Source organism: Nannocystis bainbridge, assembly GCF_028368995.1.
In the GTDB taxonomy this organism is placed as follows: Bacteria; Myxococcota_A; Polyangia; order Nannocystales; family Nannocystaceae; genus Nannocystis; species Nannocystis bainbridge.
This window is the reverse complement of sequence record NZ_JAQNDL010000003.1, coordinates 1,373,700-1,400,123: the sequence shown is the minus strand read 5'-3', so window position 1 is coordinate 1,400,123 and position 26,424 is coordinate 1,373,700. Positions and strand designations below refer to the sequence as shown.

Annotated in this window: 21 protein-coding genes; 12 read left to right on the top strand and 9 right to left on the bottom strand. The window is 70.7% G+C overall.

Annotation, left to right across the window (positions count from 1 at the left end):
* The first annotated feature begins 26 nt into the window (after positions 1 to 26).
* Both crtD and POL25_RS30800 read left to right on the top strand, forming a co-directional pair.
* Positions 27 to 1,589 carry a 1-hydroxycarotenoid 3,4-desaturase CrtD gene (gene crtD / locus POL25_RS30805; RefSeq protein WP_373372136.1) on the top strand — a complete coding sequence of 521 codons (1,563 nt, stop codon included), beginning with the start codon at positions 27 to 29 and terminating at the stop codon, positions 1,587 to 1,589.
* On the top strand, positions 1,520 to 2,434 hold the full coding sequence (locus POL25_RS30800) for a carotenoid 1,2-hydratase family protein (RefSeq protein ID WP_272089839.1): 915 nt from the start codon (positions 1,520 to 1,522) through the stop codon (positions 2,432 to 2,434). Before crtD ends, POL25_RS30800 begins: the two co-directional genes overlap by 70 nt.
* A gap of 59 nt (positions 2,435 to 2,493) precedes the next feature.
* On the opposite strand, the gene POL25_RS30795 is transcribed toward POL25_RS30800, so the two are convergent.
* Entirely contained in the window at positions 2,494 to 4,083 is a 1,590-nt protein-coding gene (locus tag POL25_RS30795) for an alkaline phosphatase family protein (protein WP_272089838.1), read from the bottom strand.
* A gap of 105 nt (positions 4,084 to 4,188) precedes the next feature.
* Between POL25_RS30795 and POL25_RS30790 the strand changes: the two genes are divergently transcribed.
* Entirely contained in the window at positions 4,189 to 5,430 is a 1,242-nt protein-coding gene (locus POL25_RS30790; RefSeq protein WP_272089837.1) for a DUF4056 domain-containing protein, read from the top strand.
* A gap of 148 nt (positions 5,431 to 5,578) precedes the next feature.
* Here the strand turns inward: POL25_RS30790 and POL25_RS30785 are convergent, their stop codons facing one another.
* From POL25_RS30785 to POL25_RS30775, 3 genes are read right to left on the bottom strand one after another with little or no spacing between them, the layout of a single operon-like run.
* Complete coding sequence (locus POL25_RS30785) at positions 5,579 to 6,460, bottom strand: AAA family ATPase (protein ID WP_272089836.1); 882 nt, start codon at positions 6,458 to 6,460, stop codon at positions 5,579 to 5,581.
* Positions 6,457 to 6,951, bottom strand: coding sequence for an HORMA-1 domain-containing protein (locus POL25_RS30780; protein ID WP_272089835.1), 495 nt, complete (start codon positions 6,949 to 6,951; stop codon positions 6,457 to 6,459). The genes POL25_RS30785 and POL25_RS30780 overlap by 4 nt, the downstream gene beginning before the upstream one ends.
* Positions 6,951 to 7,985: a CBASS oligonucleotide cyclase gene (locus POL25_RS30775; RefSeq protein WP_272089834.1), complete on the bottom strand. Its 1,035-nt coding sequence runs from the start codon at positions 7,983 to 7,985 to the stop codon at positions 6,951 to 6,953. The genes POL25_RS30780 and POL25_RS30775 overlap by 1 nt, the downstream gene beginning before the upstream one ends.
* 104 nt (positions 7,986 to 8,089) lie before the next feature.
* Here POL25_RS30775 and POL25_RS30770 point away from each other — a divergent pair, with 104 nt between their 5' ends.
* From POL25_RS30770 to POL25_RS30755, 4 genes are all read left to right on the top strand, one after another.
* Positions 8,090 to 9,169, top strand: a complete 1,080-nt coding sequence (locus tag POL25_RS30770; RefSeq protein WP_272089833.1) for an SAVED domain-containing protein — start codon at positions 8,090 to 8,092, stop codon at positions 9,167 to 9,169.
* 95 nt (positions 9,170 to 9,264) lie between these two features.
* Positions 9,265 to 10,134 (top strand): CHAT domain-containing protein, encoded by an 870-nt coding sequence (locus POL25_RS30765; protein WP_272089832.1) that lies wholly within the window; start codon positions 9,265 to 9,267, stop codon positions 10,132 to 10,134.
* 152 nt (positions 10,135 to 10,286) lie between these two features.
* Entirely contained in the window at positions 10,287 to 11,327 is a 1,041-nt protein-coding gene (locus POL25_RS30760; RefSeq protein WP_272089831.1) for a HupE/UreJ family protein, read from the top strand.
* 130 nt (positions 11,328 to 11,457) lie between these two features.
* Positions 11,458 to 12,234, top strand: coding sequence for an alpha/beta fold hydrolase (locus POL25_RS30755; RefSeq protein ID WP_272089830.1), 777 nt, complete (start codon positions 11,458 to 11,460; stop codon positions 12,232 to 12,234).
* Between the two features lie 48 nt (positions 12,235 to 12,282).
* Here the strand turns inward: POL25_RS30755 and POL25_RS30750 are convergent, their stop codons facing one another.
* The 3 genes from POL25_RS30750 to POL25_RS30740 form a co-directional block, all read right to left on the bottom strand.
* Positions 12,283 to 14,004 (bottom strand): hypothetical protein, encoded by a 1,722-nt coding sequence (locus tag POL25_RS30750; RefSeq protein WP_272089829.1) that lies wholly within the window; start codon positions 14,002 to 14,004, stop codon positions 12,283 to 12,285.
* A gap of 398 nt (positions 14,005 to 14,402) precedes the next feature.
* Positions 14,403 to 15,500: a serine/threonine-protein kinase gene (locus POL25_RS30745; protein ID WP_272089828.1), complete on the bottom strand. Its 1,098-nt coding sequence runs from the start codon at positions 15,498 to 15,500 to the stop codon at positions 14,403 to 14,405.
* A 609-nt stretch (positions 15,501 to 16,109) separates the two neighbouring features.
* Positions 16,110 to 17,525: a hypothetical protein gene (locus POL25_RS30740; protein ID WP_272089827.1), complete on the bottom strand. Its 1,416-nt coding sequence runs from the start codon at positions 17,523 to 17,525 to the stop codon at positions 16,110 to 16,112.
* Between the two features lie 131 nt (positions 17,526 to 17,656).
* Here POL25_RS30740 and POL25_RS30735 point away from each other — a divergent pair, with 131 nt between their 5' ends.
* From POL25_RS30735 to POL25_RS30720, 4 genes are all read left to right on the top strand, one after another.
* Positions 17,657 to 18,307, top strand: a complete 651-nt coding sequence (locus tag POL25_RS30735; RefSeq protein ID WP_272089826.1) for a 3-oxoacid CoA-transferase subunit B — start codon at positions 17,657 to 17,659, stop codon at positions 18,305 to 18,307.
* A 150-nt stretch (positions 18,308 to 18,457) separates the two neighbouring features.
* Positions 18,458 to 20,269, top strand: a complete 1,812-nt coding sequence (locus POL25_RS30730; protein ID WP_272089825.1) for an IgGFc-binding protein — start codon at positions 18,458 to 18,460, stop codon at positions 20,267 to 20,269.
* 209 nt (positions 20,270 to 20,478) lie between these two features.
* A complete protein-coding gene (locus POL25_RS30725) occupies positions 20,479 to 21,060 on the top strand; it encodes an HdeD family acid-resistance protein (RefSeq protein ID WP_272089824.1) in 582 nt (193 codons plus the stop codon).
* Positions 21,061 to 21,820: 760 nt separating this feature from the next.
* Complete coding sequence (locus POL25_RS30720; protein WP_272089823.1) at positions 21,821 to 22,888, top strand: outer membrane beta-barrel protein; 1,068 nt, start codon at positions 21,821 to 21,823, stop codon at positions 22,886 to 22,888.
* Positions 22,889 to 23,029: 141 nt separating this feature from the next.
* On the opposite strand, the gene POL25_RS30715 is transcribed toward POL25_RS30720, so the two are convergent.
* Positions 23,030 to 23,521: a hypothetical protein gene (locus POL25_RS30715; protein ID WP_272089821.1), complete on the bottom strand. Its 492-nt coding sequence runs from the start codon at positions 23,519 to 23,521 to the stop codon at positions 23,030 to 23,032.
* 137 nt (positions 23,522 to 23,658) lie between these two features.
* On the bottom strand, positions 23,659 to 25,518 hold the full coding sequence (locus tag POL25_RS30710; RefSeq protein ID WP_272089820.1) for an FG-GAP-like repeat-containing protein: 1,860 nt from the start codon (positions 25,516 to 25,518) through the stop codon (positions 23,659 to 23,661).
* A gap of 231 nt (positions 25,519 to 25,749) precedes the next feature.
* Here POL25_RS30710 and POL25_RS30705 point away from each other — a divergent pair, with 231 nt between their 5' ends.
* Positions 25,750 to 26,370, top strand: coding sequence for a hypothetical protein (locus POL25_RS30705; RefSeq protein WP_272089819.1), 621 nt, complete (start codon positions 25,750 to 25,752; stop codon positions 26,368 to 26,370).
* Positions 26,371 to 26,424: the final 54 nt, after the last annotated feature.

Genomic DNA, 26,424 nt, shown 5'->3' with positions numbered 1-26,424 from the left:
GTCGCGATAATTTGGCGACAGTCATGATGGTGGCGAAGCACAGCCCCCGCGTGGTCGTGATCGGCGGCGGGGCCGGAGGCCTGGCGGCGGCGGTGGATTGTGCCCGCCGGGGGGCGGCGGTGCTGCTGCTCGAGCGCGGCACGGAGGTCGGCGGCAAGGTGCGCCAGGAGTGGGTCGGAGGCCAGCCGGTCGACGCGGGGCCGACGGTGCTGACGATGCGCTGGGTGTTCGAGGCGCTGTTCGCCGACGCGGACGATGCGCTGGCGGACCACGTGCACCTGCAAGCGCTGTCGGTGCTGGCGCGACACGCGTGGCAGGACGGCGAACGGCTCGACCTGTACGCGGACCGCGAGGCCACGGCGGCGGCCATCTCCCGCTTCGCCTCGGCGGCCGACGCCTCCGGGTACCTCGCGTTCTGCCGCCATACAGAGGCGATCTACCAGAAAGTCCAGGGTCCGTTCATCCGCGCCGCGCAGCCGACGTTGACGAGCCTGGTCGGCTCGCTCGGGCTGCGCGGGCTGCCGGGGGCCCTCGGGCTCGATTTCCACCGCACGATGTGGAAGTCCCTCGGCGATTATTTCCGGGATCCGCGGCTGCGCCAGCTGTTCGCCCGCTACGCGACCTACTACGGCAGCAGCCCGTTCGAGGCGCCGGCGACCCTCAACCTGATCGCCCACGTCGAGCAGACCGGGGTGTGGGCCCCGGTGGGCGGGATGTCGGCGCTGACGGGGGCGGTGGCCGAGCTGGCCCGCCGCCACGGGGCGGAGATCCGCTGCGAGGCCGAGGTGGCGGCGATCGAGGCCGATTCGTGCGTGCGGGCGGTCCGGCTGGCGTCGGGCGAGCGGGTGCCGGCGGAGGCGGTGATCTTCGCCGGCGACCTGGCGGCGCTGGGCGACGGCCGGCTCGGCCCGGCGGCGGCCCGGGCCGTGAAGGCGCCCCCGCGGTCGCGGCGGTCGCTGTCGGCGGTGACGTGGTGCCTGCGCGGGCAGACCGGCGGCTGGCCGCTGGCCTATCACAACGTGCTGTTCTCGCGGGACTACGCGGCCGAGTTCACGGCCCTGATGGACCGCGGGGCGCTCCCGGCCGAGCCGACGGTCTATGTGTGTGCGCCGGACCGCCAGGGAGACGGCGTCCCGGTCGCGGGGGAGCGCCTGTTCGTACTGGTGAACGCGCCGCCACGCGGTGGCGAAGGGTGGCTCACGGCGAGGGAGATCGAGGCATGCGAACGAGCGACATGGCGAGTGATCGAGCGCTGCGGGTTGTCGATGGCGCCCGCGGAGCCGCCGCGGGTGACGACGCCCGACGACTTCGCGGCGAGGTTCCCCGGCTCGGGCGGGGGGCTGTACGGGACGGCGACGCGGGGGCTGCTGGACGCGCTGGGGCGGCCGACGGCGACGACGAAGCTGCCGGGGCTGTATGTGGCCGGGGGCAGCGTGCATCCGGGGGCGGGGGTGCCGATGGCGACCCTGAGCGGGCGGTTCGCCGCGGCGACGGCGTGCGCGGGCCTCTGTTCGACCGGGTGGTCCCTCCGGGCGGCTACGGCTGGTGGTACCTCGACGCGCTCAGCGACGACGGCCGCCACGGACTGACGATCATCGCCTTCGTCGGCAGCGTGTTCTCGCCGTACTACGCCAAGGCCCGCGCGAAGGCCCCGGCGGGCGCGGCCGACCCGATGGAGCACTGTGCGATCAACGTGGCGCTGTACGGGCCAGGCAGCGACGCGTGGGTGTTCTCCGAGTACGGCGCCAGCGAGGTCGAGCGCCGGCCGGACCGGCTGCAGGTCGGCAGCAGCTCGATGGCGTGGGAGGGCGATTGCCTGGTGGTCCGCTTCGACGAGCGCACGGCGGTGCTCGGGCAGCGGGTGACGGGGACGGTGCGCCTGTACCCGTCGGCGTTCCCCGACAGCCCGGAGCGGCTCGACGCCCGCGGCCGTCACAGGTGGTACCCGGCGGCCCCGCACGCGCACGTGGTGGCCGAGCTGTCGGCGCCGGCGCTGACGCTGCGCGGGACCGGCTACCACGACGCGAACTTCGGCGAGGAGCCGCTCGAGGCGGCGTTCGTCGACTGGAACTGGTCGCGCGCGGCCCTGCCGGACCGCACGGTGGTGCTGTACGACGCCCGCCGCTGCGACGGCAGCCAGCTGCAGCTCGGGCGGGTGTTCCACGCCGACGGCCAGGTCGAGCCGCTGGCCGCTTCGCACGCGATGAAGCTCGGCCGCACCCGCTGGTGGATCCCCCGCTCGACCCGGACCGACGGGGCCCCCGCCACCGTCATCCGCACGCTCGAGGACACGCCGTTCTACGCGCGCACCCAGGTGGCCACCCGCGTCGGCCAGGTGCCGGTGCGGGCGGTCCACGAGTCGCTGTCACTGGCACGCTTCTGCTCGCCGCTGGTCCAGACGATGCTGCCGTTCCGCATCCGCCGGGTGAGCTGAAGGACATGTCCGATGGGGCATGTCCTCGGTGACATGCCCCATCGGGCATGTCCATTCCGTCATGTCCTGGCGATCATGTCCGAGCGGCGCCGCAGCGGGCGCAGGCCGACCACGGCGGCGACGATCACGGCGACGCCGGCGACCGCGGGGATCATCAGGGCGGCGAAGTAGGGGAAGAAATAGACCGTCGGCGAGGGGACCGGGAAGCCGAGGCGCCAGCCGAGGATCAGCGGGTGGGCGGCGCCGAGGACCGAGCCGATCACCAGGATCGCGGCGAGATCGAGCATCAGGGCGCAGGCGTCGCGGCGCGCCAGCCAGTGGACCAGCACGGCGAGGGCGGTCCAGCCGACGCCGAGGGTGAGGGTGAAGCCGATGAACTCGCCGCGGCCGGCGACCGAGCTGAGGTCGAAGCTGCCGCGCAGGCCGACCTGCAGGGCGTAGGTGACGGCCCCGAACACCGCGACGAAGCCGAGCCCGAACAGGGCGGCGCTGCGGGCCTCGCCCTGTCGCTCGCGCCGGCGGTGGAGGTAGAGGTGGAGCAGGCACACCAGCGCCAGGGCGGCGACCAGCACCCGCGCGCCGCTGCGGTGGCGCTGGCGGTAGGCGTCGTAAAAGGCGTCCCAGCTGCCGCCGGTCGCGGGCAGCCAGGCGCGCACGGCGTCCTCGTTGGCGCGGCGGAACCGCTCGACGGCGGCGCGGCGATCTTCGAGGTAGGCGGCCGGGAAGGCCGACGGGTCGACGATGGCCCACAGGGCGTCGAGGTCGTCGTCGCCGGCGCGCATGTGGTTCGGGAACGGCAGGCCGAGCAGCAGCGCCAAGGACGGGGCGACTGTGGTGATTCGCAAATGGCCGTAGTCTGGGTCGCGGCGGACGCCGAAGCCGGCGTGGCAAGTCATGACATTGGCGATCGCGTCCTGGTCGCCGCCGTGGCCGCCGCGCAGCGAGTGGCCGTGGTCGGCGGTGAGGACCACGAGGTCCTGGCTGAAGTCGAGGCCGCGCAGCAGGCCGCCGAGCTCGCGATCGGCGCGCGCGACCGCTTCGGCGTACTCCGGCGAGGCGGCCCCGAACTCGTGGCCGGCCTCGTCGACGTAGAGCGGGTGGACGAGCTGGAGGTCGGCCGGCGGGAGCGCGGCGAAGTAGTCATCCTCGAGGCCGAGCACGGCGTAGCTGGTGAAGGCGCCGGGGAAAAGGTCCTGCCACCATGTCAGCTCGCTGACGGCGGCGACCGAGAGGCCGGCGGCGCGGGCCTGCTGCCAGATCGATCGCGCGAACAGGGGCGACTCGTCGTCGTTGCCGCGGGCGCCGGTGCGGTCCTGCTCGAGGCCGGTGGAGATCGTGGCGTAGACCGGCCGCGACATCGAGGGCACGCCGACGGCGGTCTTGCGGCACTGACCGTGCTCGCGCAGGAGCGCGATCGCGCCCATGGTCCGCGCGGCCTCGTGACCCAGACCGTCGACGACCACGAGCACGCTGCGGCGCGGTCTACGCGGCTCGGCGTTCGCGGCGATCGCGTCGTCGACCTCGACAGCGAAGAAGCCGGTGGCGTGCGACGAGAGGCGGTCGGAATAGGTCACGCCCAGCGCCAGCGTGACGCCCAGGCCGAGCGCGCTGCAGACGAGGAGGAGCACCAGACATTGCCGGACGTGCATGTCGCGATCAGAGCATAGACCGTGCGAAGCGCACACGCGAGTGCCGTCATACCCAGAAGGGCCGGGCGAATCGCCCTCGGGCGATTGCTTGCACCGATCGTCGCCGTGCTCTCGGCGTGCGCGCCGACGTGGCAGGCGCCGCTGATGGTCGACAGCCGCGAGGTCGCGCGCGCGCTGCGAGACCCGGCCGACGTCGGGACGAGCTTCGACCCGGCCAGCGTGCCGGTGTTCGACCCACCGAAGAAGCTGCGGCCGTGCTGCGCGTTCGGCCAGGACCTGCGGGCGGAGGTCGGGCCGGTGCCGGTGCCGCTGTACAAGAACGAGAACATCCGCGCGCCGGAGGAGATCGGGCCGCACGGCTACGACAAGGGCGAGGCGACGCGCGAGCGCAACGGGCTGGTCTACACCTGCCGCGGCGGGTTCCTCGACATCGCCCACGTGCGCGACATGGCCGACCGCACGCTGTTCTTGACGCTGCAGCTGGTGCGACGATTGCCCGACGGGGCGACCATCGATTGGCCAGAGGAGGGCACGAAGCGGCGGGTGGTGGTGAAGCCGCTGCCGGAGGGGCTGCTGGCGCGCCACGGGCGGTGGAAGACGGCGGCCATGCTGGCGAGCTGGGCGGTCTATCAGCTGTCGACGTGGCACGAGGTGGTCACGTGGTACGGCTTCGAGAGCGTGCCGGGCGTGTCGGAGCGGCTGTCGTCGTTCTCGCCGGAGGACGTGTACTCGAACGTGCTCGGCATCAACCTGGCGACGGGGCTGATCCTGGCGGGCGAGATCCGCTCGCGCGAGGAGTACGACCTGGCGATGCAGGCGTGGATCCGCGAGGGCCTGCGCCGCCTCGGGGTGGTGTCGAAGGACGGGGCACGAGCGGCGATGCAGGCGGTCGACGGGCTGTGGTGGGACTCGAGCAAGCGGGTGCCGGAGTTCACGCTGGTGACGCGACGCTATATCCATACCGAGCCGCAGGTGCCGGCGTGGCTGGTGTCGGCTCCGGCGATCCGTGAGGCCTGCTCCGGCCAGCCGCCGCCGCTGCCGCTGGTCATCGACCACCGGATCGGCGAGCGGGAGATCTCCGACCTCGTGACCGTCGAGTTCGAGTTCGGCACCTGGCTGCCGAAGAATTTCCCGCTGCCGCTCGCAGAGGGCACGACGGTGACCCAGGCCGATTTCCCGGTGATCATGGACGACATCCGCCGCGAAGGCGCGGCGTCGCTGGGCCCGGAGTTCGACAAGCCCGGGGCCGGCAAGGCCGAGAAGCCGCCAGCAAAAGAAAATCAAAAAATCGTGCGCCGACCCGTGACGGGTCGGCCCGGGCCGGCGACTACCCCCGCGAGACCGTGATGCCGGAAGTCGCGCCGGCAGCACACACACTATCCGCGCGCGACATATCACCGCCGAGCCCCGCTCGGGTTCGCTGCTTCAGGCCCTCACCGGTTTTGAAGCGCTTTTTAATTGCGGCGAGGGGGTTCGCTCACCCGGCCAGCGCCGGTCACGCGACCTCGATGAGCGGTGAGGGCTCCAACTCCGCGAGCGTCTCCCGCAGGATGGCGGCGTCGAACGCACGATCGGCGCTCCATGCCCGGCGGAGCGCCTGACGGCCGAGGCGCTCGGTCAGATCCGAGTAGCTGAAGGGAACCTCGCGCTCGCTGGCCTCGACCAGAGCCTTGATGTCGCGCTCCGTGGTCGAGGTCTTGTGCAGCATGGAGTGGAACAGAGCCGCCCGGGCGTCGGCATCGGGGCGGGTGAACTTCAGGTGTGATGCCGCTCGACGAAGGAGCGCCGGATCGAGCGCGGATGCTCGGTTGGTGATGAGCACGGTCACCAGTTGGACTTTCTCGCGCGCCAGCAAGTCCAGCTGCTTGAGGAGGACGTTGAGTCCGGCGCGATCCTCGTGGTGGGCCTGCATCTGCGCGCGGCTGGTAGCCAAGTCGTCGGCCTCGTCGATGATGAGGAGGGCAGCATCAAATTCACGCGCGCGGGCCTTGGCCTGCGTGAACGCGTCGGTGAGGCGCGCCGAGATCTCGCCGACCTTGCCCCAGCCACGGATGTCGGAGGGCGTCTCGAGTACGAGGACCCGCTGCTCGAGCCGCTCCGCCAGCGGCGTCGCCACGGAGGACGCGAGCGCCGTCTTGCCGCAGCCGACCTCGCCCGACAACAGCAGCAAGCGGCTGCTGGCAGCCCCCGCGTCGGCGAAGGGAAGGCCGCGGGGATGATGCCGAGCGCGCCAATCTTCGAACTCTTTCGGCGCGAACATCAGGACCAGGTCGTCGAGAAGGCGTTGCTTCTGAGCGTCGATGCCGACGAGGCCCTCGAACCGGCGCCTCGCGGACTTGTCGGGGTGTTTGGTCTCCAGGAGGGTCAACTCACTCATTTCCATTCTCCTACTTTGGTGCGGGTCACGCCGTAACCGTTCTGGGAATATTGGCGGTCGACGTAGGCGTCGCCGGTCAAGATGGTGCCTTCCATGCCCCAACCATGCTGCTTCATGAAGTCGAGGACTTTCTGGCGGCCACGCGCTTTCTGACGCATTCGCACGGTCAGGCAGACCGAGGTCCCCTGAGGAAAAACGGCGTAATTGTTGCCACCAGGGCGCTGATCGGTGGCGACCGAGCCGTCGTCCTTGATCTGATAGTCCAAGGCCCATTGCTGGCCTGCCGGGCTCGTGAACGCGACCTGGAACATTTCGATAGCCTCCTGATACAGGCCGAACAACAACACCTCGTGCCAGTTGTCAGCCCGCGCGGCCGAGATGAGCCCGGCGTTCTTCATGGCGGTGAAGTCCACGAAGATCTTCACCATGACGGCCCTCGCGCGAGCCTCGGTGAAGGTCGAGGCCTCCGTGTTCGTGAAGGTCGAGGCCATCACAGCTCTCCGTGATGCTTGAAGGGATTGCCGAACAGCTCGATAAGGACCCGGCGCGACTTGTCGACCTCGTCGACCCTTTCGAAGCTCTCGACCTCGGCCCACTGGTCCCGGGCGGTGGACAGCCAGTCGGCGAGCTCGGCGATGTGCAGGTTGTTCCAGGCCATCGGCAGGACGTTGTTGTCCGGGTTCACGGGGTCGAGGACGGCCCACTGGCGGTCGTCCACGGTGCGGTCGGGGACCGGACCGAAGTCGTCAAAAGCGACCAGGCGCTTGCGCAGGGCCAGATCCGCCATGGTGGAGAACCATCGGGCGAGCGTCTCGGTATAGGTCGCGGCGACGCCATGCTGGTCAAAGGCCTTGGCGCACAGCAGGTCGACGAGGATGCTGGGCACCTCTTCGATCTGTTGCGCGCTGCCCTCACAGTAGTGACGCCACCACTTGACGAGCCGGACGCACTCGTTGAACTTTACCCGGCCAGGCAAATCGTTGCTGCGCTTGTTGCGGCGCCGCACGAATTCGCTGTGGTTCTGGATCGAGGTCCGGCGGCGCTCACCGTTGCTGCGAAACAGCAACTGTTCGCGGTCGGTGCCGTCCACCGCCAGCATCGGAACGAGATCGAAATTCACCTTGCTGCCCACGAAGGCGACCCGCACGGAGCTGCGGGTCGCTGACGCCTGCGTATCGGGGTAGCTGGCGCGAAAGTAGCTCAGGAAACGTTCGATCAGGCGCTCACGGTCAGCATCCTCGGGGACACTGCGTGGATGGATGACGATGGCGATGTCGACGTCCTGACCCTCGATCTCGGCCTCGCCCTGCATGTGGCGCCGCAGTCCCGTGCCTTTCTCGTACGAGCCCGAGAACGGCATGGAGCGGATGACGAGCTCGTCGCTCTCGGCCTTGCCGCGGAGACGGCGCCGTACCTCGTCGGCTTGGTTCCTGATCCGTTCTTCTCGATCGTCGGGCGTGCGGATCCACTCGACGAATGCGGTCAGCCGTCGATGCGATGGGCTCTTGGAGCTGAGGCTCTTCACGGGGTTCCTCCTGGGTCGAGACGTGGTGCCTCGGCCCCGCCTCACCGATCACCTCGCTGGCGAGGTGATCGTTCGGACCGCGAGGGGGCACTTCGAGGAGCGCCATGGACGATCCCGCCCTGAAGACCCACGTCATCCGCCTCTCCGCCAATATCGGCCGTCAGAAGGGGTTGTGGAGCGAGGAGCAGATCCAGGCTGCCCTGCCGCCGTGGGAGGCGCTCCCGGGAGGACTGGAGATCGACCTCGCATATCTCGAGGTTTCTGACGACGAGCCCGCGACGTGGAAGTTGTTGGCCTCCGAAATCCGGCGCAAGGTGAGCGGGTTCTTGCAGCAGGTCGCGCAGTCGTCGGTGCGGCGCATCAGTGTGTTCGGTCTCGCACCAATCCCGCTCCTGATGGTGCTCGGTGAGGCCTTGGGCGAAAAGCAGGAGATCCGGGTGTTCAACCGGTTCCACAGGCCCGCTGGATGGACGTGGGGAGATTCGCGGCCGGACCAGTCGGCCTTCAAGGTCGTCACCCACACAACACGAGGCTTGAACGTCGGGGTGTTACTGTCGATCAGCGGAAAGGTGCACCCGGAAGAGGCGGAGGCGGTGCTGCCTCCGGGTCCGTGTGCGATGTACGAGATCGCCGTCGAGGAGCCGGGCCGTGACTCCGTGCGCACGGAGGCGCATCTGCAAGATTTCGCCAGTGCCTGGCAGAATCTGCTGACGAAAATTCGCGCGACGCACGGACCACGCTGTCGGATCCACCTGTTCCCCGCCGTGCCCGTGGCCGTGGCGGTTCAGTGCGGCCTGAGCTTCCTGCCCAAGGCGGATCCGCCCGTGAGAGTCTATGACCATCAGCGCGACAAGGGCGGGTTCGTGCCGACTCTGGACCTCTTGTCGCCGGCGCCGCCCCAGCTCCGGGCAGGAGACGCCGAACCCGCGAAGGCGCTGGTCGACTTCTTAGCGAGGTCCTTCGAGAGCGCCGACCTTCGACGATTGTTCGCCATGACCGAATCCTTGAGTTCACTCGTCAAGGAAATCCTTTGGGAAGCCGAACTCGCCGGAGTCGCCCACCAAGTGATGGATGTCTTGAAGCGGCATGGCAAAGTAGACGCGAACTTATTCGAAGCGCTGCGCAGGGCGCGGCCCAGCCGGGCGGCGGAGATCGAGGAAATCGCGGTGCTCTGGGGCTGTTGAGCTGAAAGCGCGAGGACGCGTCCGGCAAGGTGATCGGTCGCTGCCGTGGCCTACACTTCTGAGTAATGGCAGCCGTGTCGCAGTATCCTCAGCCCTTGCATCACTACCTCGTCCAGCGGGTATCGCTGCCCGACTTGCGGCAGTTCATCGCCATGCACTACGCGGACATCGCCGCCGGGTTGCCGGATTCGGTGGTGGGGGTCGACCAGTACGTGTTTGCCGTGATCGAGCGGCTGCGCCAGTTCGGCTACCTCGAGCGGGAACTGTTTCTGCGCCTGGGGGAGTTTCGGAAGCATGACGACGCGCTGCGGACAGCCGCGGTCGCTTGCCTCGGGCTCGACCCGTTTCCGGCGGGAGGTCCGGGAGGTCCGGTCACGGACAAGCAGGTCGCGCTCGTGCTCATGGCCTGTCCGGAGGGTCAAGCTCCGCTCGAGCTCGCAAGAGAAGCAGGCGATATCGAAGACGAGCTCGGTCTGGGGCCTGTCCGCGAGCGGTTTTCGTTGGTCTGGGGGTGGTCCGTCACGGCGGAGCAGACCTTCGATCTGATCACCGACCACAACCCGGTCTTGTTGCACTTCGCGGGTCACGGCGGCTCGGACGGGACGATGCTGGTCGTCGGAGCGGAAGGATCGACGACCCGGCTGCGCTACGACGCTCTCGCGCGTTTGCTCGGCGCGCTACGCCAGCCACCCCGCTGCGTGGTCCTCAACGCTTGTTTCAGCGGACTGGCCACGGCAGTGCTGACCGAGCGCGTCGACGCGGTGGTGGGGATGAGAGAAAGAATCTCCGACGAAGCGGCGAGGATCTTCTCGCGCGCTCTCTATCGTGCGATCGGCAAGGGGAAAGATCTCCAGGAGTCGTTCGGTATCGCCCGGGCGGCGCTCGGGTCGCTGGACCCGCGCGAGGATCACCTGCCGTTGCTGAGCTGTCGCGCTCGCGTCGACCCGGGCGGAATCCGCTTCTGATCCCAGGGTCCGAGGAGATGGGGTATCCTCGGCGGGGGAGAGCTCGTCTGCACCATCGACGCCGTCATCCTTCAAGAGATGTGTTCGCAAGGACAGGCTCGTTCGGACATGTCGCTTGGAGCATGGTCATTGGGGCATGTCTCTTGGGTCTGGTGGTTCCGCGGACCGCGGAGGCCCACCAGGTCGGGCTGTCGCGCGGGGTGTACACGGTCGACGGCGAGGCGGTCGCGGCCGAGCTGACGTTCGCGCGCGGGGAGCTGCGCGGGCTGGCGCCGGGGCTCGACGGCGACGGCGACGGGACGCTGACCGAGGCGGAGCTGGCGGGCGCGAGCGCGGCGTTGGGGCCGGTGGCTGCGGCGCTGGGGCTGGCGGCCGATGGCGAGGCGTGCGCGGGGGCGCCGGTGCGGGCGTGGCTGACGGAGGAGGACGGGGCGACGGTGGCGATCAGCTTCGACTGCCCCGCGCCGCCGCGCACGCTGACGCTGACGTGGTCGTTCGCCGGGCTGGCGGCGGGGCACCGCCACCTGGGGCAGTTCGTCCGGCCCGGAGCTGGCCCCGAGGACATCTTCGCCGAGCCGGTGCTGCTGGCCCGCGCGCCGTCGGCGACGATCGCGGTCGAGGGCGGGGAGGGCGAGGCGCCGACGCGGCCGGTCTCCGCGTACTTCGAGCTGGGGGTGGAGCACATCCTGATCGGGACCGATCACCTGGTGTTCCTGCTCGGATTGGTGGTGGTCGGCGGCAAGCTGCGCTCGCTGATCGCGGTGATCACGGCGTTCACGCTCGGGCACTCGTTGAGCCTGGCTCTTGCGACGCTGGGGATCTGGACGCCGAGCGGTGCATGGGTCGAGCCGGCGATCGCGCTGTCGATCGCGTACGTCGGGGTCGAAAATTTCTTCGTGCCCGACGCGGCCGGGCGCTGGCGGATCACCCTGCCGTTCGGGTTCATCCACGGGTTCGGGTTCGCGGGGGTGCTGGCGGAGCTCGGGCTGCCGGCCGGGGAGGTCGGGCCGGCGCTGCTGCTCTTCAACCTCGGGGTGGAGGCGGGCCAGCTGGCCGTGCTGGCGCTGGTGCTGCCGATCTTGCTGCTGCTGGGGCGCGTGCCGGCGTATCGCCGATGGCACGGGGCGCGGTGGATCTCGGCGGCGATCGTGGTGGCGGGATTGTGGTGGTTTTTTGAGAGAGTGTTCGGGTGAGCGGAGTGTGGTGAATCGAGCCGATCGGGTGCTGCATGCTGCGAGGATGTGCGCGCGCCGGGCTGGGCCGATCCGGCGCGCAGGGGTGACGGGGCTATCGCCGCGCAGCGGGCCGCGATAGGGTGGCGTCATGGCGACGCTGACTTTGCCCGACGGCGAGCTCTATTATGAGGTGCACGGCAGCGGGCCGCCGCTCGTGTTCGCGCACGGGCTCGGGGGCGGTTATTTGTCGTGGTGGCAGCAGGTGCCGCACTTTCGCCAGCGGTTCAGCTGCGTGGTGTTCTCGCACCGGGGCTTCGCGCCGTCGCGCGACGCGTCGGGGCAGGGGCCGGTCAGGTTCGTCGACGACCTCGACGCGCTGCTGCAGCACCTGCACGTCGACGACGTGCGGCTGGTGGGGCAGTCGATGGGCGGGTGGAGCTGCCTCGGCTACGCGATGCGGCGGCCGGAGAAGGTGCGGGCGCTGGTGATGGCCTGTACGACGGGACAGGTGACGACGCCGGAGATCGACGCGGCGATCAACCGCCTGCGCGGGCGGGCGACGGCGGCGTTCATGAAGGGGGTGCACCCCGCCGCGGGCGAGCGGATGGTGCGCGACCAGCCGGCGATGCACGAGCTGTATCGCGGGATGGACGTCCTCGGCGGGGCCGACAAGCGGGCGATCCGCGACGTGCTGCTGGGGATGCGCACGGTGACGGCGCGCGACCTCGAGGGCTTCGCGGTGCCGACGCTGTGCATGACGGCCGAGGAGGACTTCGTGTGCGCCCCCGACTCGGTGGCCCACCTGGCGCGCCTGCTGGTCCACGGGCGCTTTATTAAAGTGCCGGAGACGGGGCACTCGGTCTACTGGGAGCGGCCGGCGCTGTTCAACCGGTTGGTCGACGAGTTCCTCGACGCGGTCGAGTGACGATCGCGGTCGGAGGAGCGGCGCGCCGACCACGTCGGCGGCGGCGAATCACTGCACGCGGCGGATGACCCGGTTGGCGCTGTCGAGCACGAACAGCGAGTGACTCGGGTCGTGGTAGGCGAGCGCGAACGGGCCGTTGAAGCGGGCCTCGACGCCGACGCCCTCGACGTAGGCGCCAGGGCAGGTCATGTCGCCGTCGCAGTGCTGGCCGGCATTGGTCGAGACCTCGCGGGTGGCGAGCATGGCCTGGCGGACGGTGTGCTGGGCGAACTCGCCGAAGTAGAGGCTGGCGCCGTCGCTGGCGAGGCCGCGCGGGCGGTGGATCGCCGCGGCGGCGCCGATGCCGTCGACGTAGCCGGCGCTGCCGGTGCCGGCGAAGGTTCCGACGTGGCCGGTGACGGTGTTGAAGCTGCGGAGGGCGAAGCCGTTGGTGTCGGCGACGTAGAGCATGCCGCTGTTGTCGGAGGTGAGGTAGCGCGGGCTGACGAAGCGGGCGACGTCACCGACGCCGTCGTCGCCGCCGTTCTCGTAGGCGAGGCCGGCGAGGGTGACGACCTCCTGGGTGACAGGGTCGAAGCGGCGCAGCACGGCGGCGCTGGCGTCGACCATGTAGACGCGGCCGGCGTAGTAGGTGAGGCCGCGGTTGTCGTCGAAGGTGGCGGCGTCGGCGATGCCGTCGGCGACGCCGGTCATGCCGCTGCCGGCGACGGTGGTGACGGCATACGGGGCGGTCAGGCTGACGGCGCGCAGGCGCTTGTTGGTGCCGTCGCTGACCCACAAGGTCTTGCCGTCGGTGGCGATGGCGTCGAGGCCGGCGAAGCGGGCGTCGAGGCCGTCAGGGGCGTCGAGGTAGCCGCTGGCGCCGGTGTTCGAGCCGGCGATGGTCTCGACGGTGGCGGTGGCGATGTCGATGCGGCGGATGCAGTTGTTCTGCGCGTCGGCGAGGTAGAGGTGGGTGAGGTCGACGGCGAGGCCGCCGGTGCCGGAGATCCGCGCAGCCTGGCCGACGCCATCCTTGAGGCCGAGCTGGCCCTGGCTGCCGACGAACAGGGAGGTGCTGTTGCCGAGGTTGCAGGTCGGGTTGCAGGCGTCGCCGTTGGCGAGGTTCTCGTCGTCGCAGACCTCGAGCACGGGGTCGACGAGGCCGTCGCCGCAGGCGCCGCCCGGAGGCTCGAGCTGGCAGTTGGGGCCGCAGCCGTCGCCGGGGTCGAGGCCGGCGTCGTCGCACTCTTCGCCCTGGTCGAGGTCGAGCAGGCCGTCGCCGCAGGCGGCCCCGACCTCGACCTGACAGGCGCCGCTGCAGCCGTCGCCGTCGCTGCGGTTGCCGTCGTCGCACTGTTCGTCGTCGAGGTATTCGACGACGCTGTCGCCGCAGCCGGCGGCGGTGCAGTCGCTGCGACAGGCGCCCGGCTCGATGTCGTTGTTGTCGGGGCCGGCGTCGCAGGCTTCGTCGCATTCGACGAGGCCGTCGCCGCACTCGGCCCGGCAGGCGGGCATGGTGGTGCTGGTGTCGTCGGTGGTGGAGGAGGTCGCGGTGGTGCCGGTCGGGGGCTCGGTGGTGCCGGGGCCGGTGGTGGTGGTCGGATCGGTGGCGGTGGTCTCGGTAGTGGCGGTGGTCTCGGTGGTCGCGGTGCCGCCGTCGGTCGTCGTCGCGGTGGTGCCGTCGCTGGCGGTCTCGGTGTCGGCGGCCGGCGGGAGGGGGCAGGCGGACATCAAGCCGGCGCCGAGCAAGGCGAGCGCAGACGGGCTCAAGCTGAGGGGGCGATGCATCGCGTCAGGGTAGGGCCCAGGGCCCGGCGCTGACAACGTGGTCGGCGGAATTTCCGCGCGAGCGCGAGTGCGCTGGCACGAGAGACAGGTCGTGTCGCGTCGGATTGGAGAGGGGACCTTTCGGCTGCCAGGCCTGGGACATGCGTGCGCCTGGCTCGATCTGTCGTGCGTGGCTCCTGGTGGTCGCCGCTCCCGCTGCGGCGGCGGATACCGACACCGGTTTCGTGCCGCATCCTCCGCTGGACTTCGATATCGCGTCCCCTGAGGAGGGCGCGGTGTTCGATGGCACGCCCGACGCGGTGGTGGCCGTCGACGGATGGCCGACGGGACAGGTCGTCGCGGCGCTGGCGAGGATGTCCGAAGGGACATGTCACGAGGGCGCGAGCGAGCCGCGGCGCTCAGCGGGTATGGAGGTGGGCGGCGAGCTCGGGGTGGGAGCAGCTGGTGCCGGTGAACTGGGCCGCGACGGCGCCGACGGTGAGGGCCGCGGCGGCGCCGAGCGAGGCGGCGAGGAGGAGGGAGGAGCGCCGGGGGCCGCGGGCGGCGAATTCCTCGAGCTGGGCGACGAGGGTGTCCATGTCGGGCCAGCGGTCGTCGACGTCGAGAGCGAGGCCGCGGGCGATGCATTGATAGAGGGCGCGGGGGATCTGCTGGCTGAACGGGGGCGGCTGGGTCGGCGGGCCGGCGAGCACGTTGTCGATCAGGCGGCGCAGGGTGGGACCGGCGAACGGCCGCTCGCCGAACAGACACTCGAAGGCGGTGACGCAGAAGGCGAACTGGTCGGAGCGCGCGCAAGCCGGGGCGGCGCGCAGCTGCTCGGGGGCCATGTACGCGGGGGTGCCGACGAGGTTGTGGGTCTCGGTGTCGGTGAGGCGGGTCTTGCCGACGAGGGTGTCGCCGCTGCCGCCTTGCGGGCGGGCGACGCTGAAGTCGACGACGCGGACGCGGCCGTCGTCGCCGACGAGGATGTTGTCGGGCTTGATGTCGCGATGAATGACGCCGCCGCGGTGGGCGGCCGCGAGCCCGCGCCCGGCCTGGATCAGCAAGGGGAGCAGCTCCCGCCAGCCCCGCGGCTGGTCGCAGAACTGCCGCAAGGTCGGACCCTCGACGAACTCCATGGTGAGGAAGATGCGGTCGCCGACGACGCCGACGTCGTGGACGGCGACGATGTTGGGGTGCGAGAGGCGTGCGATCGACTGGGCTTCGCGCAGGAGCCGGGTGTCGCCGGTGGAGACGAGGTGGGCGGTCTTCTTGCCCGAGGGGTAGAGGATCTTGACGGCGACGGGCCGCTGCAGCCGCGGGTCGTAGGCGCGGAAGACGACGCCCATGCTGCCGCTGCCCAGCTTGCCGAGCAGCGAGTAACGACCGAGGGCGTCGGCAGCGGTGCCGAACAGCTCTCGCTCCGCGGGGCTCAAGGTGCGCCGGGTGGTGCACAGATCCTCGAGAGCTTCGGGCTGCGAGACTTCCATGCCGATGTCGATAGCGCGGGTGCTCATGGTGCAGCTGGCCTCGAGGACAGGCGAGCTGTAGGCCGAGGATGTGGCGGCGAGGGCCGGCGCGGCGCGACCGCGGCGCAGCGGGCCTGGCGAGCCTCCGCGATCCGGCGCACCAAAAAATCATCAAGTCGAAGGGGGTGCCCGAACGAGTGTCCGGGCCGGACGCGCGCCGGCGCCGCCAGGTCGCGCGGCGCTCGTTCGCCCTCGCAAGCGCGTGAGGCGGGCGCAGGAGCGCGGGCGCTGCGAAGCGGGTCACATAAACTTTGGGACAGGTGAATTGTAGTTCGCGGCGCCGCTGAACCCGGCGGCGGGCGGTCGGGAGGGCACGGGCGCGCGGGGGCTGCGAGGCGGCGCACATGTACTTCGGGACAGGTGATGCGCGGCGCGGGTCGAGGCGCGGAACCTGCAGCGAGCGCACGGGAGCGCAGCGGTTGCGGGGAGGGTCACGCAAAATTGTGGCGGCGGCGATCGGGCCGATATCGGGGCGTTCGCGGGCGCGGCCGGGGTGATGCGGGCGGGGTCACGTGCGTCGCGGGGCCTCGCAGGGGCGGGTGCTTTGAAGGAGCGCGCGCAGGGTGGGGGCGCGGACTTCGGGACCGGCGATGGCGCTCACTCGCAGCCGGCGACCAGCAGGGGGACAGGGCCGACGGGGGCGGGGGCGCCGGCGAGGCGGGCGGCGTCGCATGCACTTCGGGACAGGTACCAGCGCTCGCCGCCGAGGTCGATCGCCGTGGGGCCGACGGCCGCGACGCCGCGGGTGACGAGGCAGCTGCTGGCGCGCACGATGTCGGTGCGCTGGCCCGCGAGGTCGATACGGCGGAACTCGGCGGGGCCCTGGAGGGTGAGGTAGCCGGGGCCGACGTCGTAGGCGTAGGTGCGGACGAACCGGCCGTCGTCGTCGCGGCCGCGGTGCTCGAGGCGGCCATGCCCGCGAGCCCGCTCGGGCCGGTTGCGCCAGACGTCGCACACGAGCGCGCCGTCGCTGCCGCGGCGGAGGTGGTGGACGGCGCGGGCGCGGTGGAGCCGGGCGGCGGCGTCGGGGGCGTCGCGCGGGGGCGGCCGCTCGAGGCGGGCGCGGGTGGCCGGATCGGCGAGGGCGCCGGCGCAGCCGAGCACGCGCAGCTCGTCGGGCCCGGGCGGATCGTCGGCGAAGCCGGCCGCATCGCAGGCGTCCCGGGTGAAGAAGAAGCGCTCGCGCGCGGCGAGGATGAGCCGCCGCGGGCCGCCGGCAGGGCCGCCGAGCGCGATGCCGGTGAAGACGCAGGTGAGGGCGCGCTCCTCCGATTTTTTGGTGCCCTCGGGGGCAGGGACCAGGCGCTCGTGCTCGGGGGCGGTGAGGGTGAGGTGGCCCTCGGCGAGGCTGTAGTCGAGCTGGATGGTGAGTGTCCCGGAGGACATGTCGCTCGGTGCAGGTGGGGAGGCGGGAGCGGGGCTGGCCTCGGGGACAGGTGGGAAGCGAGGCCAGGCGAGCCGAGCGGTCGGGGCCGGCGCGGCGAGGAGGGTCACGGGGATCGGAGGACCCGGCGAGGCGAGGGGCGGGGGAAGCGGGGGGCTAGCCTCGAGGACGGAGGATGAGCCGGTGCGGCTGTCCTTCGGGACATGTGATTGGTGGGCCTGGCTGTCCTCGGGGGCAGAGGACGGGTCGGTGCGGCTGTCCTTCGGGACATGTGATTGGTGGGCCTGGCTGTCCTCGGGGGCAGAGGACGGGTCGGGGTCGGCGGGCGGGCGCGGGTCCGGCGGGCTGTCCGTCGGGACAGGCGGGGGGTCGGTCAGGAGCAGGTGGCCGTGGGTGAGATCGCCGGGGTCGGGCACGAGGCGCCACGGTTCGCAGCGCGGGCCGGCGTCGCCGGGCAGGCGCCACCAGAGCAGGCCGCCGGCGCGGGCGTGGTCGGTGAGGCGAGTCTGCTGCTCGGCGGTCAGCGGTTCGGCGGCGACGCGGACCTCGCGCTCGTCGTCGCCGTCGCGCGACCCGCCGAGGCGCGCGCACGCGAGGAGGGCGGCGAGCGCGAGGAATACGACGCGCATGCCCGCGAAGGGTGCCCGCAAACGACAGGCGCCGGCAATGTGGCGCGGTTGCCGAAGGATGGCCCTGGAGCGCGGAAACGCACCGATTTCGCGTTGCCTCGCGGCGCGGCGCCAGCCAAAATCCGCCGGCCATGCCGTGGAGCCGCGAAGACATGGCCGCGCGAGCGGCCCGGGAGCTGAGCCCGGGCAGCGTGGTCAACCTGGGGATCGGGATCCCGACGCTGATCCCGAACTACTTGCCGCCCGATTCGGGGATCTTGCTGCACTCGGAGAACGGGCTGCTGGGGATGGGGCCGTTCCCGTACGACGACGAGGTCGATGCGCAGGTGATCAACGCCGGCAAACAGACGGTGACGATCGTGCCCGGCGGGTCGACGTTCGATTCGGCGCTGAGCTTTGCGATGATCCGCGGCGGCCACGTCGATGTGGCGGTGCTGGGGGCGATGCAGGTGGCAGAGACGGGCGACCTGGCCAACTGGATGGTGCCGGGGCAAAAGGTGGCGGGGATCGGGGGGGCGATGGACCTGGCCACGGGGGCGCGCAAGGTGATCGCGGTGATGACCCACACCGACCGCGACGGGGGGGCCAAGCTGGTCCGCCGCTGCTCGCTGCCGCTGACGGCGATGCGCTGCGTCAACCTGGTGATCACGGACTTCGGGGTGATCGCGGTCGAGGAGGGCGGCTTCCGCCTGGTCGAGCGGGCGCCAGGCGTGACAGTCGAGGCGATCGTGGCCGCCACGGGGGCGTCGCTGAAGATCGAGCCGTCCGTCGCGAACGCCTGACTTTCGGGACAGGTGGGTCGGGGATCGGGCCCCGGCGAGGCGGGGTGTGAGCGAGGCGCACCTGCGCGCGCGGGGCCGGGAAACAGAGTTCGCCGGCCGCAGGGCGCGGCCCGAGTTGCATCGCCATGCAGTTTTGGCCAACGTCGGCGCATGTCACGTTGCCCGCGCTTCGCCGGTCCATGGCTCCTGTGCCTGCTCGCCGCCTGCAACGATACGCCGGCGGCGACGAGCGCATCGGCGCCGACGGGCAGCACGACGGGGACGACGGCGGCGCCGGGGCCGATGACGGGCGAGACGAGCGAGGCGGCGCCGCCGACGACGACAGCCGAGCCGGGCAGCGAGGGCAGCTCGACGAATTCGACGAGCTCGACGACTTCGACTTCGACGGGCGAGGCGGTGTGCAGCTGCGCGCCGGGCGACCTCGGCGAATGCGAGGGCGCGCAGATCCTGGTGTGCCAGGCCGATTGTTCGGCGTTCGCGCCGCAGCCGTGCGGACGCGACCAGGCGTGCGCGCACGGGTCGTGCGAGGCCGGCGATTGCCCGCCGAACAGCTCGAAGTGCGTCGACGACGATCACTATGCGCAATGCAACGGTGAGGGCAGCGGCTACGGGCCGCCGGTCGCGTGCGGGCCGGCGGAGGCGTGCGCGGGCAGCAAGTGCTTCTCGCTGTGCGACCTGGCCGAGTCGACGCCGAGCACCGTGGGCTGCTCGTTCTTCGCCAGCCGCATGGACAACTATTATGCGGAGGAGAACGATTCGCTGGTGATCGGCAATACGCACGCGAGCAAGACGGCGACGGTGCAGCTGTACCTGGCGCCGACCGGGCAGAACGTGGAGGCGCCGCAGGGCCCGGCGGTGAAGATCGGGCCGGGCGAGACGCACACGTTCACGCTGACGAACCCGCCGATCGACAAGGTGTCGGCGCTGCGGGTCGGCGGGGCCTATCGGGTCGACAGCGACGTGCCGGTGGTGGCGTACCAGCACTCGCCGATCGGGGCCCAGGCGACCAATGACGCGTCGATGCTGTTCCCCGAGCACGCGCTGCAGGCGAGCTACGTGGTGGCGTCGTACCGGCAGACGCAGGAGGAGTCGCCGAGCTACTTCACGGTGATCGCGATCGCCGAGGAGACGACGGTGCGCTGGACGCCGCCGATCACGACGAGCGCGGGCAAGGGGGTGCCGCAGGTGTTCGCGGGCCAGACGGGGGAGGTGGTGATGAACCGCTTCGATACGCTGCAGGTGATCGCGCCGGGGCCGAGCGGCGACCTTTCGGGCACGATCGTGAGCGCCGACCGACCGATCTGGGTGGTCGGGGCGGTCGAGTGCGTCAACGTGCCGAGCAGCAACGTGTCGTACTGCGATCACGTGGAGGAGCAGATGCTGCCGCTGGCCTACTGGGGTCGTGAGTACGTCGGCGCCCACGCGCCGGCGCGCCACAAGGAGAAGCACTACTGGCGGGTGTTCGGCGGCGAGGACGGGACGACGGTGTCGACGGTGCCGCCGCTGCCGGGCACGCCGCTGCAGCTGAACCGCGGCGAATGGCAAGAGCTGGTGGTGAACACCGGGACGAGCTTCGTGTTCGCGGGCGACAAGCCGTTCTTGCCCGTGCAATACCTCGAGAGCCAGGACGGCGGCGGCGGGACGGGAGATCCGGCGATGGTGCAGGCGATCCCGGTCGAGCAATTCCTCGACCGCTACGCGTTCGCCACCGGCACCGGGTATTCACAACACTTCGCACAGATCGTCCGGATCAAGGGCGGGGCGGAGGTGCAAGTCGACGGGGTGGCGGTGGGTGGTTATTACGCGGTCGGCGGCTACGAGGTGGCCGACTGGCCGATCGCGGAGGGCGGCCACCTGGCCGCGAGCGCGGAGCCGTTCGGGATCGTCAACTACGGGTATACGGACGTGACTTCGTACGCGTACCCGGGCGGGACGCGGCTCGAGGTGATCAATCCGCAGTGATTGCGGCAGCGAACGCGTCGAGGGTGATTCGTGGCAGGATTCGCCGCCGGTGCGGCGGTCGAGTCCGCTGATTCCACCTCGAAACACAAGGAATGCAAAAACGGACGAGGGCGGCCGGCAGGCGCGGCGGGCGCGGAGGCGAATCGTCGCTGGGGCTGCTGGACGGGGTGCGAGAGTGCGTCACGTTGAGGGCTGAAAGAAGGGGTCTCATGCTCTGTGAATCGCTCTCGACGGCGTGGTGGTCGCTGCTGCTGCGCGGCCTCGTGGCGCTGCTGTTCGGCGCCCTGTCTCTGGTCGCGCCCGGCCTGTCGCTGGCGGCATTGACGGTGTGGTTCGGGGTGTTCGTGCTGGTCGACGGGGTGTTCCTGATCGGCGGGTCGTTCGCCGGCCGCAAGGAGAACGAGCACTGGTGGCTGATGCTGCTCGAGGGCCTGTGCGGGGTGGCGTTCGGGCTGCTGGCGCTGCGCGTGCCCGGCATCACGGCGCTGGTGCTGCTGATGTACATCGCCGCGTACGCAATCATCACCGGGGTGCTGCGCATCGTCATGGCGATCCGCCTGCGCAAGGAGATCGAGGGCGAATGGTGGCTGGCGCTCAGCGGCCTCGCAGGGGTGCTGTTCGGCGGGCTGATGATGACGATGCCGGGGGCCGGGGCGCTGGCGTTGATGCTGTACATCGGGGTGTGGGCGCTGCTGGTCGGCTTCTCGCTGATCTTCCTGGCGTTCCGGGTGCGCCGGATCGGGCGGGCCGGCGGCGTGTGGCGCGGCGGCCAGACCATCCCGGCGCACTGAGGCGCGGCGCGGCGCCCGACGCCGGGCCACTCGTTCACGTCGAGGTCCGCGATCTCTCGCGCGGGCAGGTCGGCCGCTTCGCTCCTCGTCCCTCGCGCACGGTCGCCAGCCGACACCGCGTCAGCAGCTCCGACAGCGAAGTCCCTGGCGGGTGACGGGCGGGCGCGATCGCTCCTGGTGCAGCCTTTCTCACATGAAAGGTGTCCTGGGTTTCCGGTATGCTGCCGGGCCCAAGGACTTGCTCTTGAACGCCCCGCTCACGGCTCTTACAGCGTTCCTCGTGATTGTGGGCATCGGCCCCATCGGCGCCTGGCAGCCGGCATTTTCGCCGCCTGCCGCCGATCCCGAGAGCTCGACACCCTCGTCTTCGGCCTCGCCGGACGCACCCGCAGCGCCGACGGTCACGCCCCCGTCGAGCTCCGTGCCGGACTCGGTCCCTGTGCCCGATCCGTCGGCCTCGTCCGTCACGCGGGCCGAAAGCGAGACCGAAGCGCTGCGGCGCGAACTGGAGCTCCTGCGGGCCGAAGTCACCGAGCTCAAGCGCGTCATCCGGCCCAAGAAGTCTCCGGGACCCGGTGAGACTGTCTCTCCGGATCCGGTGACGCCGGGGCCGGTTTCCCAGGCGCCGGGGGCTGTCCCTCCGTCACCGCGGGGCGCGGTCATGGAGGGCGCTCCCTCGGCCTGGGCTGCGCCCGCTTCGGCGCGAGGGCCCTTCCCGTGCCTGCTGCGTCGGTGCAAAGAGGCGCGCGGCGCTCCGCTCGTGCCGCCGATCAGCACCAAGATCGGCAGAGGCATCCTGTCCCTGAACCTGTACGGGGACTTCGGCTACGCCATCGGGCCGCAAGGGAGACATCAGTACTACGATTACATCACCAAGCAAGAGGTCGAGGACTACGGCAGGAGGGACTACACGAGCTATCCGCTCTACGCCAACCAGTTCGCGCTGGCGTACGGGTTCGTGCAGGGCCAGTACGAGGTCCCGAACAAGGTCCGGTTCCGCTTCGCCGTGCACGCCGGGCACATCGTCGAGTCGCTCTACAACGAAGAGCCCAAATCGCTGCAGTTGATCCGCGAGGCGGCGATCTACTACTTCTTCCACCCCAAGCTGGCGGTCGAGGCCGGGATCTTCCCCTCGTACTACGGCGCGGAGATCGTCCTGAACAAGGAGAACCTCCACGCCACGCGCGCGTACATCGCCGACTTCACCCCCGACTACGAGGCGGGGGCCAGGCTCCACTATCACTTTCGCAAGGACATGACCTTGAGGTTCATGGTCCTGAACGGGTGGCAGGAGGTGCGGGACGCGAACGGCAGGAAGGGGTACGGCTTCGTCTGGAGCGTCTTCAGGCCCTTCAAGATCGTCGGCGACTGGACCATGTACTGGGGCAACGAGGCCCGACAGGGCGAGCCGCCGATCTTCAGGCACTACCAGAACCTGTATTACCGGATCTGGCTCGGGAGGCGCTGGCTGATCTTCCCGATGTTCGACCTCGTCATGCAGAAGAACAACGAGAAGGAGAGGTACGAATTCGTCGTCTCGCCGGCGTTCTCCGCCCGGCTGGCGATCACGGAGAAGGTCGGCATCGCCGCGAGGTACGAGTACCTTTACAACAAGGCCGACATCGTCCCGGAGCTGAGGACGAACACCCCGAACGGCTGGCAGAGCCACAGCGGCGCCCTGACCCTCGAGTATCTGCCCTTGCCGCAGCTCACGTTCCGCGCCGAGGGGCGCTACGGGGCCAACAAGGACGCTGTGTTCAGGAACCGGACGAACGTGCTCGTCAAGGACGACTGGTACGTGTACTTCGGCGGAGCGTTCCACTTCTAAGGGCGGCGCCAGACGGCGTGACGATCGCCGCGCGAGGGGTGTACGGCGAGACCCGCGGGCCCGGCGGTCGGTCGTCGCCCGCGGCCGCGGGACATGTCTTTGTGGACATGTGAGGATCGGGCCGGTCGCTGGCGGGGCCGGTCAATCGCGCGAGCCCGGGTCCATCCAGCGCTCGGCGCGGCCCGCCATGACGCCGACCTCGACGATCCGCGCCACCAGGTCCTTCGGCAGCCCGCGCGGGCCCGGCGGCTTCGGCGGGCGGACGATGATCACCGCGCCGGAGATCTCGTCGGACACGTCGACCGGGACGCGATGGTTCGCCGGCGGCCCGATCTGCGCGAGGTGCTTGCGCGTGTCGCCGTCGCGCACGGCGACGATCCTGCGCTCCTTGACGTCGACGAGGAAGGCCATGAACCGGCCGCGGTCGTCGGCGTGCGGGGTGACGACCACCGCGCTCTCGGCCACCTCCGGCCAGCGCGGCCCGGCCTTCCAGTCGTCGAGGCGCTCCATCGCCACGAGCTCGGGGACCTCCAGCGAGGCGGGGGCCGCGACGGGCCAGCATGTCTTCGATCTCGCCGACCCCGGGAGGGTCGGGGCGAGCCACAGCGCGGCGAGCAGGACGGTGAGCTGCATGAGGGGCGTCTTTCTGCGCGCCCGAGCGCGCGGCGGTGAATGGCGATTCTACGGCGCCGGCGCCCGCCGGTCCTTGCGCGGTCGACAGGCGCGTGTATTCACGATCCGCTCACCGGGCGCGGACGAGCGGACGCGGCTCAGGGCGAGAAGAAGCCGTGGGCGAGGTAGGGCGCGTCGAAGATGGTGCCGTTCGAGCGCGCGACGAAGACGTCGGCGGCGACGTCCTGGGTGAAGCGGAGGAGGTCGTCCTTGCCGTCGCCGTCGACGTCGCCGATCCGCAGGACGTCGCCGTAGTCGCCGAAATCGAGGCGCCGCAGCGTCTCGGCGGACAGGCCGGCGCCGGTCGAGTTGGCGGCCGACACGACGCCGTTGCCGATGAAGCGGAGGACGTCGTGCTTGCCGTCGCCGTTGAAGTCGCCGAGAGCCGGGACCTCGCTGGCCTGGATGTGGTTGATGCGCCAGGTCGCGCGCGCGCCGAAGCTGCTGCCGGTCGAGAGGGCGACGCGGAGCTCGCGGCCGCTCATGCCCTGGGTGGCGCTGACGAGGTCGGCCCGGCCGTCGCCGTTCATGTCGGCGAGCATCGGCGTCTCGCCGGCGTACGAGAACGCGTCGTGCCATTTGGTCTTCGCGCCGAAGCCCGAGGTGGTGGCGAGCATGACGTGGACGTCGCCGGTGCCGTCATTGGCGAACACGACGGCGTCGGCCCGACCGTCGCCGCTGACGTCGCCGACGGCGCCGATGCTGACGGCGGTGGTGCTACCGACCGGCGTCTCGTAGCCGCCGCCGTTGAAGTCGAAGCCGCGCGAGCGCCGGACCCACACCTGCTTGTCGGTGAAGGCCCAGATGTCGGCCCGGCCGTCGCCGTCGAAGTCGCCGAGCATCGGCGTGTGGCCGCGGTGGGCCCACCAATCGTGCCACTTCTGCGCGGTGCCGAAGGTCGCGCCGTTCGACAGCGCGACGTAGACGTCGAGCGGCCCGTAGGACGAATCGCCGTGGGTGAAGGTGACGATGTCGGCCCTGCCGTCGCCGTCGACGTCGCCGACCGCGGGGGTCTCGTGGAGGACGGTCCGGAGCCAGCGGTGCAGGGTCGGCGCGCCGATGCGGCTGAACAGCGACGGGCTGACAAAGTCGTAGGGCTGATAGTCCAGGTCGCAGCCGCTGGTGTAGAGGTGCACGCCGATCTGCTTCCAGCCGGCGGCGGTCTGGACGAGCAGCGGGCCGCCCTCGTCGCCGTCGCACGCGCCAGCCGGAGGCGAGCCGGCCATGACGTGCAGCGCCGGGTCGTAGTCGCCATCGAGCCACTGGGCGCCGGTGTCGGTGTCGGTCAACACCGGCAGCTGGATCTTCTGCAGGCTGAACGAGCCGAGGCCGCCGGGGATGAGGTCGCCCCACCCGAGCGCCGTGACGAGCGCGCCCGGCAACCACTTCGCGCGGTCGCTCGGACCGAAGGGGCTGGCGATCTCGACCGGCGCGAAGCTCGAGGGCGAGCTCAACACCAGGACGGCGAGGGCGTAAGGATTGTCGTGGCGCGGGAGCGCAGGCACGTACTTCGGGTGGACGACGACCTGCGACACGCTGCGGATCTCGTCGGAGGCGGTGACGCTGAAGCCGATATCGCCGATGCCGACGGTCATCTGGCCCGGCAGCGCCACCGCGCCGTAATCGGTGATGCAGGCCGCCGACGTCAGGATGCGCGCTGGCGCGACGAGCGTGCCGCCACATATGCGGAGACCGGTGGGGGTGTCGACCTCGATGGTCGCCATGAACGGGAATTCGCCGGCCGCGGCCGGCTGACCGCCGACGATGGTCGCGGGCTCGCTGTCGGCCGCGAGGACGTCGCGCGCGTCGAGCTCGATCGCCGCGCCGTCATCCGTATCGGTGGTGTCTTCGCCCGCGAGCAGCGCGTCGTCGGTGTCGGTCGCGGCGTCGCTGTCACAGGCCGCGATCGCGGGCAGCAGGGTGGCGAGGGTGGCACTGAGGAAGGTTCGTGATTGCATCGTGTCGGTCTCGTGGCTGCGACCGTCGGACGACGCGTCGCGGAGGTCGCGCGCGCCGGACGTCGGGGTCTGCCGCGACAACGCCGGGCCTTCGCGATCTTCCCGGGCCCGCAAAAAAAAATCGGACGAGGCGAGACGTCGCCGAGGACGCGAGGTGGTGCATGCACGAATCGAGGTTCGGTCCGACTTCGCGCGTGGACACCCTCGCTCGAGCAGTGCTAGGGGAGGCGCATGCGTGGTGTTTATTCGAGGTTGTGTCTTTGTATGATCGTCGCGGCGATCGCTCCGGCGTGCGACGACGAGTCCAAGCGCGAGGCCGCGGAGACGAAGCCGGCCGCGACCGCGGCCGCAGCGGCGCCCGCACCGGCCGCGGCCAAGCCGTCCGGGGGGGCCAAGGACAGGGGCGACGGGACGGTGACGATGGACGGTCGACCGTGGGCGGCGGAGCGCTGCTCGGCGCGGGCCAAGGCGAGCGACGGCGGCGGCGAGACGTTGACGGTGTCGTGCAGCCACACCGCGACGAGCGAAGGCGCGGTGAACCGCGAGGAGCTCGTGCTGGTCGTCGCCGACTTCAAGGGCGCCGCGACGTACACGACCGGCGGGAGCTCGCGCTATGTGAGCGTGGGCGTCGATACGGCGGCGGCCAAGGCGGCCCAGGGCGACGAGGCCAAGAACACGGTCGTGACCGACAGCATCCGCGGCAGCACGTACGTCGACCTCAAGGGCGCCCAGGTGATCGTCAGCGCCGCCTCGGAGTCGGCGATCGACGGCAGCTTCCAGTGGTCGCCGGCGGCCGGCAATGAGGGGCCCACGCTGACCGACGGGAAATTCCACGCGGTGCGCAAGGACTGACGAAGCGGCGCGGCGAGCTCGACCGCGTCGCGCGCGTCCGCCGAGCGGGCTCGA

Bases quoted from the DNA above. Each gene is read 5' to 3' on its own strand.
- crtD (WP_373372136.1), top strand. From the start codon at position 27: ATGGTGGCGAAGCACAGCCCCCGCGTGGTCGTGATCGGCGGCGGGGCC.
- POL25_RS30795 (WP_272089838.1), bottom strand. From the start codon at position 4,083: ATGCACGTCCGGCAATGTCTGGTGCTCCTCCTCGTCTGCAGCGCGCTC.
- POL25_RS30785 (WP_272089836.1), bottom strand. From the start codon at position 6,460: ATGAGTGAGTTGACCCTCCTGGAGACCAAACACCCCGACAAGTCCGCG.
- POL25_RS30780 (WP_272089835.1), bottom strand. From the start codon at position 6,951: ATGGCCTCGACCTTCACGAACACGGAGGCCTCGACCTTCACCGAGGCT.
- POL25_RS30770 (WP_272089833.1), top strand. From the start codon at position 8,090: ATGGACGATCCCGCCCTGAAGACCCACGTCATCCGCCTCTCCGCCAAT.
- POL25_RS30755 (WP_272089830.1), top strand. From the start codon at position 11,458: ATGGCGACGCTGACTTTGCCCGACGGCGAGCTCTATTATGAGGTGCAC.
- POL25_RS30750 (WP_272089829.1), bottom strand. From the start codon at position 14,004: ATGCATCGCCCCCTCAGCTTGAGCCCGTCTGCGCTCGCCTTGCTCGGC.
- POL25_RS30745 (WP_272089828.1), bottom strand. From the start codon at position 15,500: ATGAGCACCCGCGCTATCGACATCGGCATGGAAGTCTCGCAGCCCGAA.
- POL25_RS30740 (WP_272089827.1), bottom strand. From the start codon at position 17,525: ATGCGCGTCGTATTCCTCGCGCTCGCCGCCCTCCTCGCGTGCGCGCGC.
- POL25_RS30735 (WP_272089826.1), top strand. From the start codon at position 17,657: ATGCCGTGGAGCCGCGAAGACATGGCCGCGCGAGCGGCCCGGGAGCTG.
- POL25_RS30730 (WP_272089825.1), top strand. From the start codon at position 18,458: ATGTCACGTTGCCCGCGCTTCGCCGGTCCATGGCTCCTGTGCCTGCTC.
- POL25_RS30725 (WP_272089824.1), top strand. From the start codon at position 20,479: ATGCTCTGTGAATCGCTCTCGACGGCGTGGTGGTCGCTGCTGCTGCGC.
- POL25_RS30715 (WP_272089821.1), bottom strand. From the start codon at position 23,521: ATGCAGCTCACCGTCCTGCTCGCCGCGCTGTGGCTCGCCCCGACCCTC.
- POL25_RS30710 (WP_272089820.1), bottom strand. From the start codon at position 25,518: ATGCAATCACGAACCTTCCTCAGTGCCACCCTCGCCACCCTGCTGCCC.
- POL25_RS30705 (WP_272089819.1), top strand. From the start codon at position 25,750: ATGCGTGGTGTTTATTCGAGGTTGTGTCTTTGTATGATCGTCGCGGCG.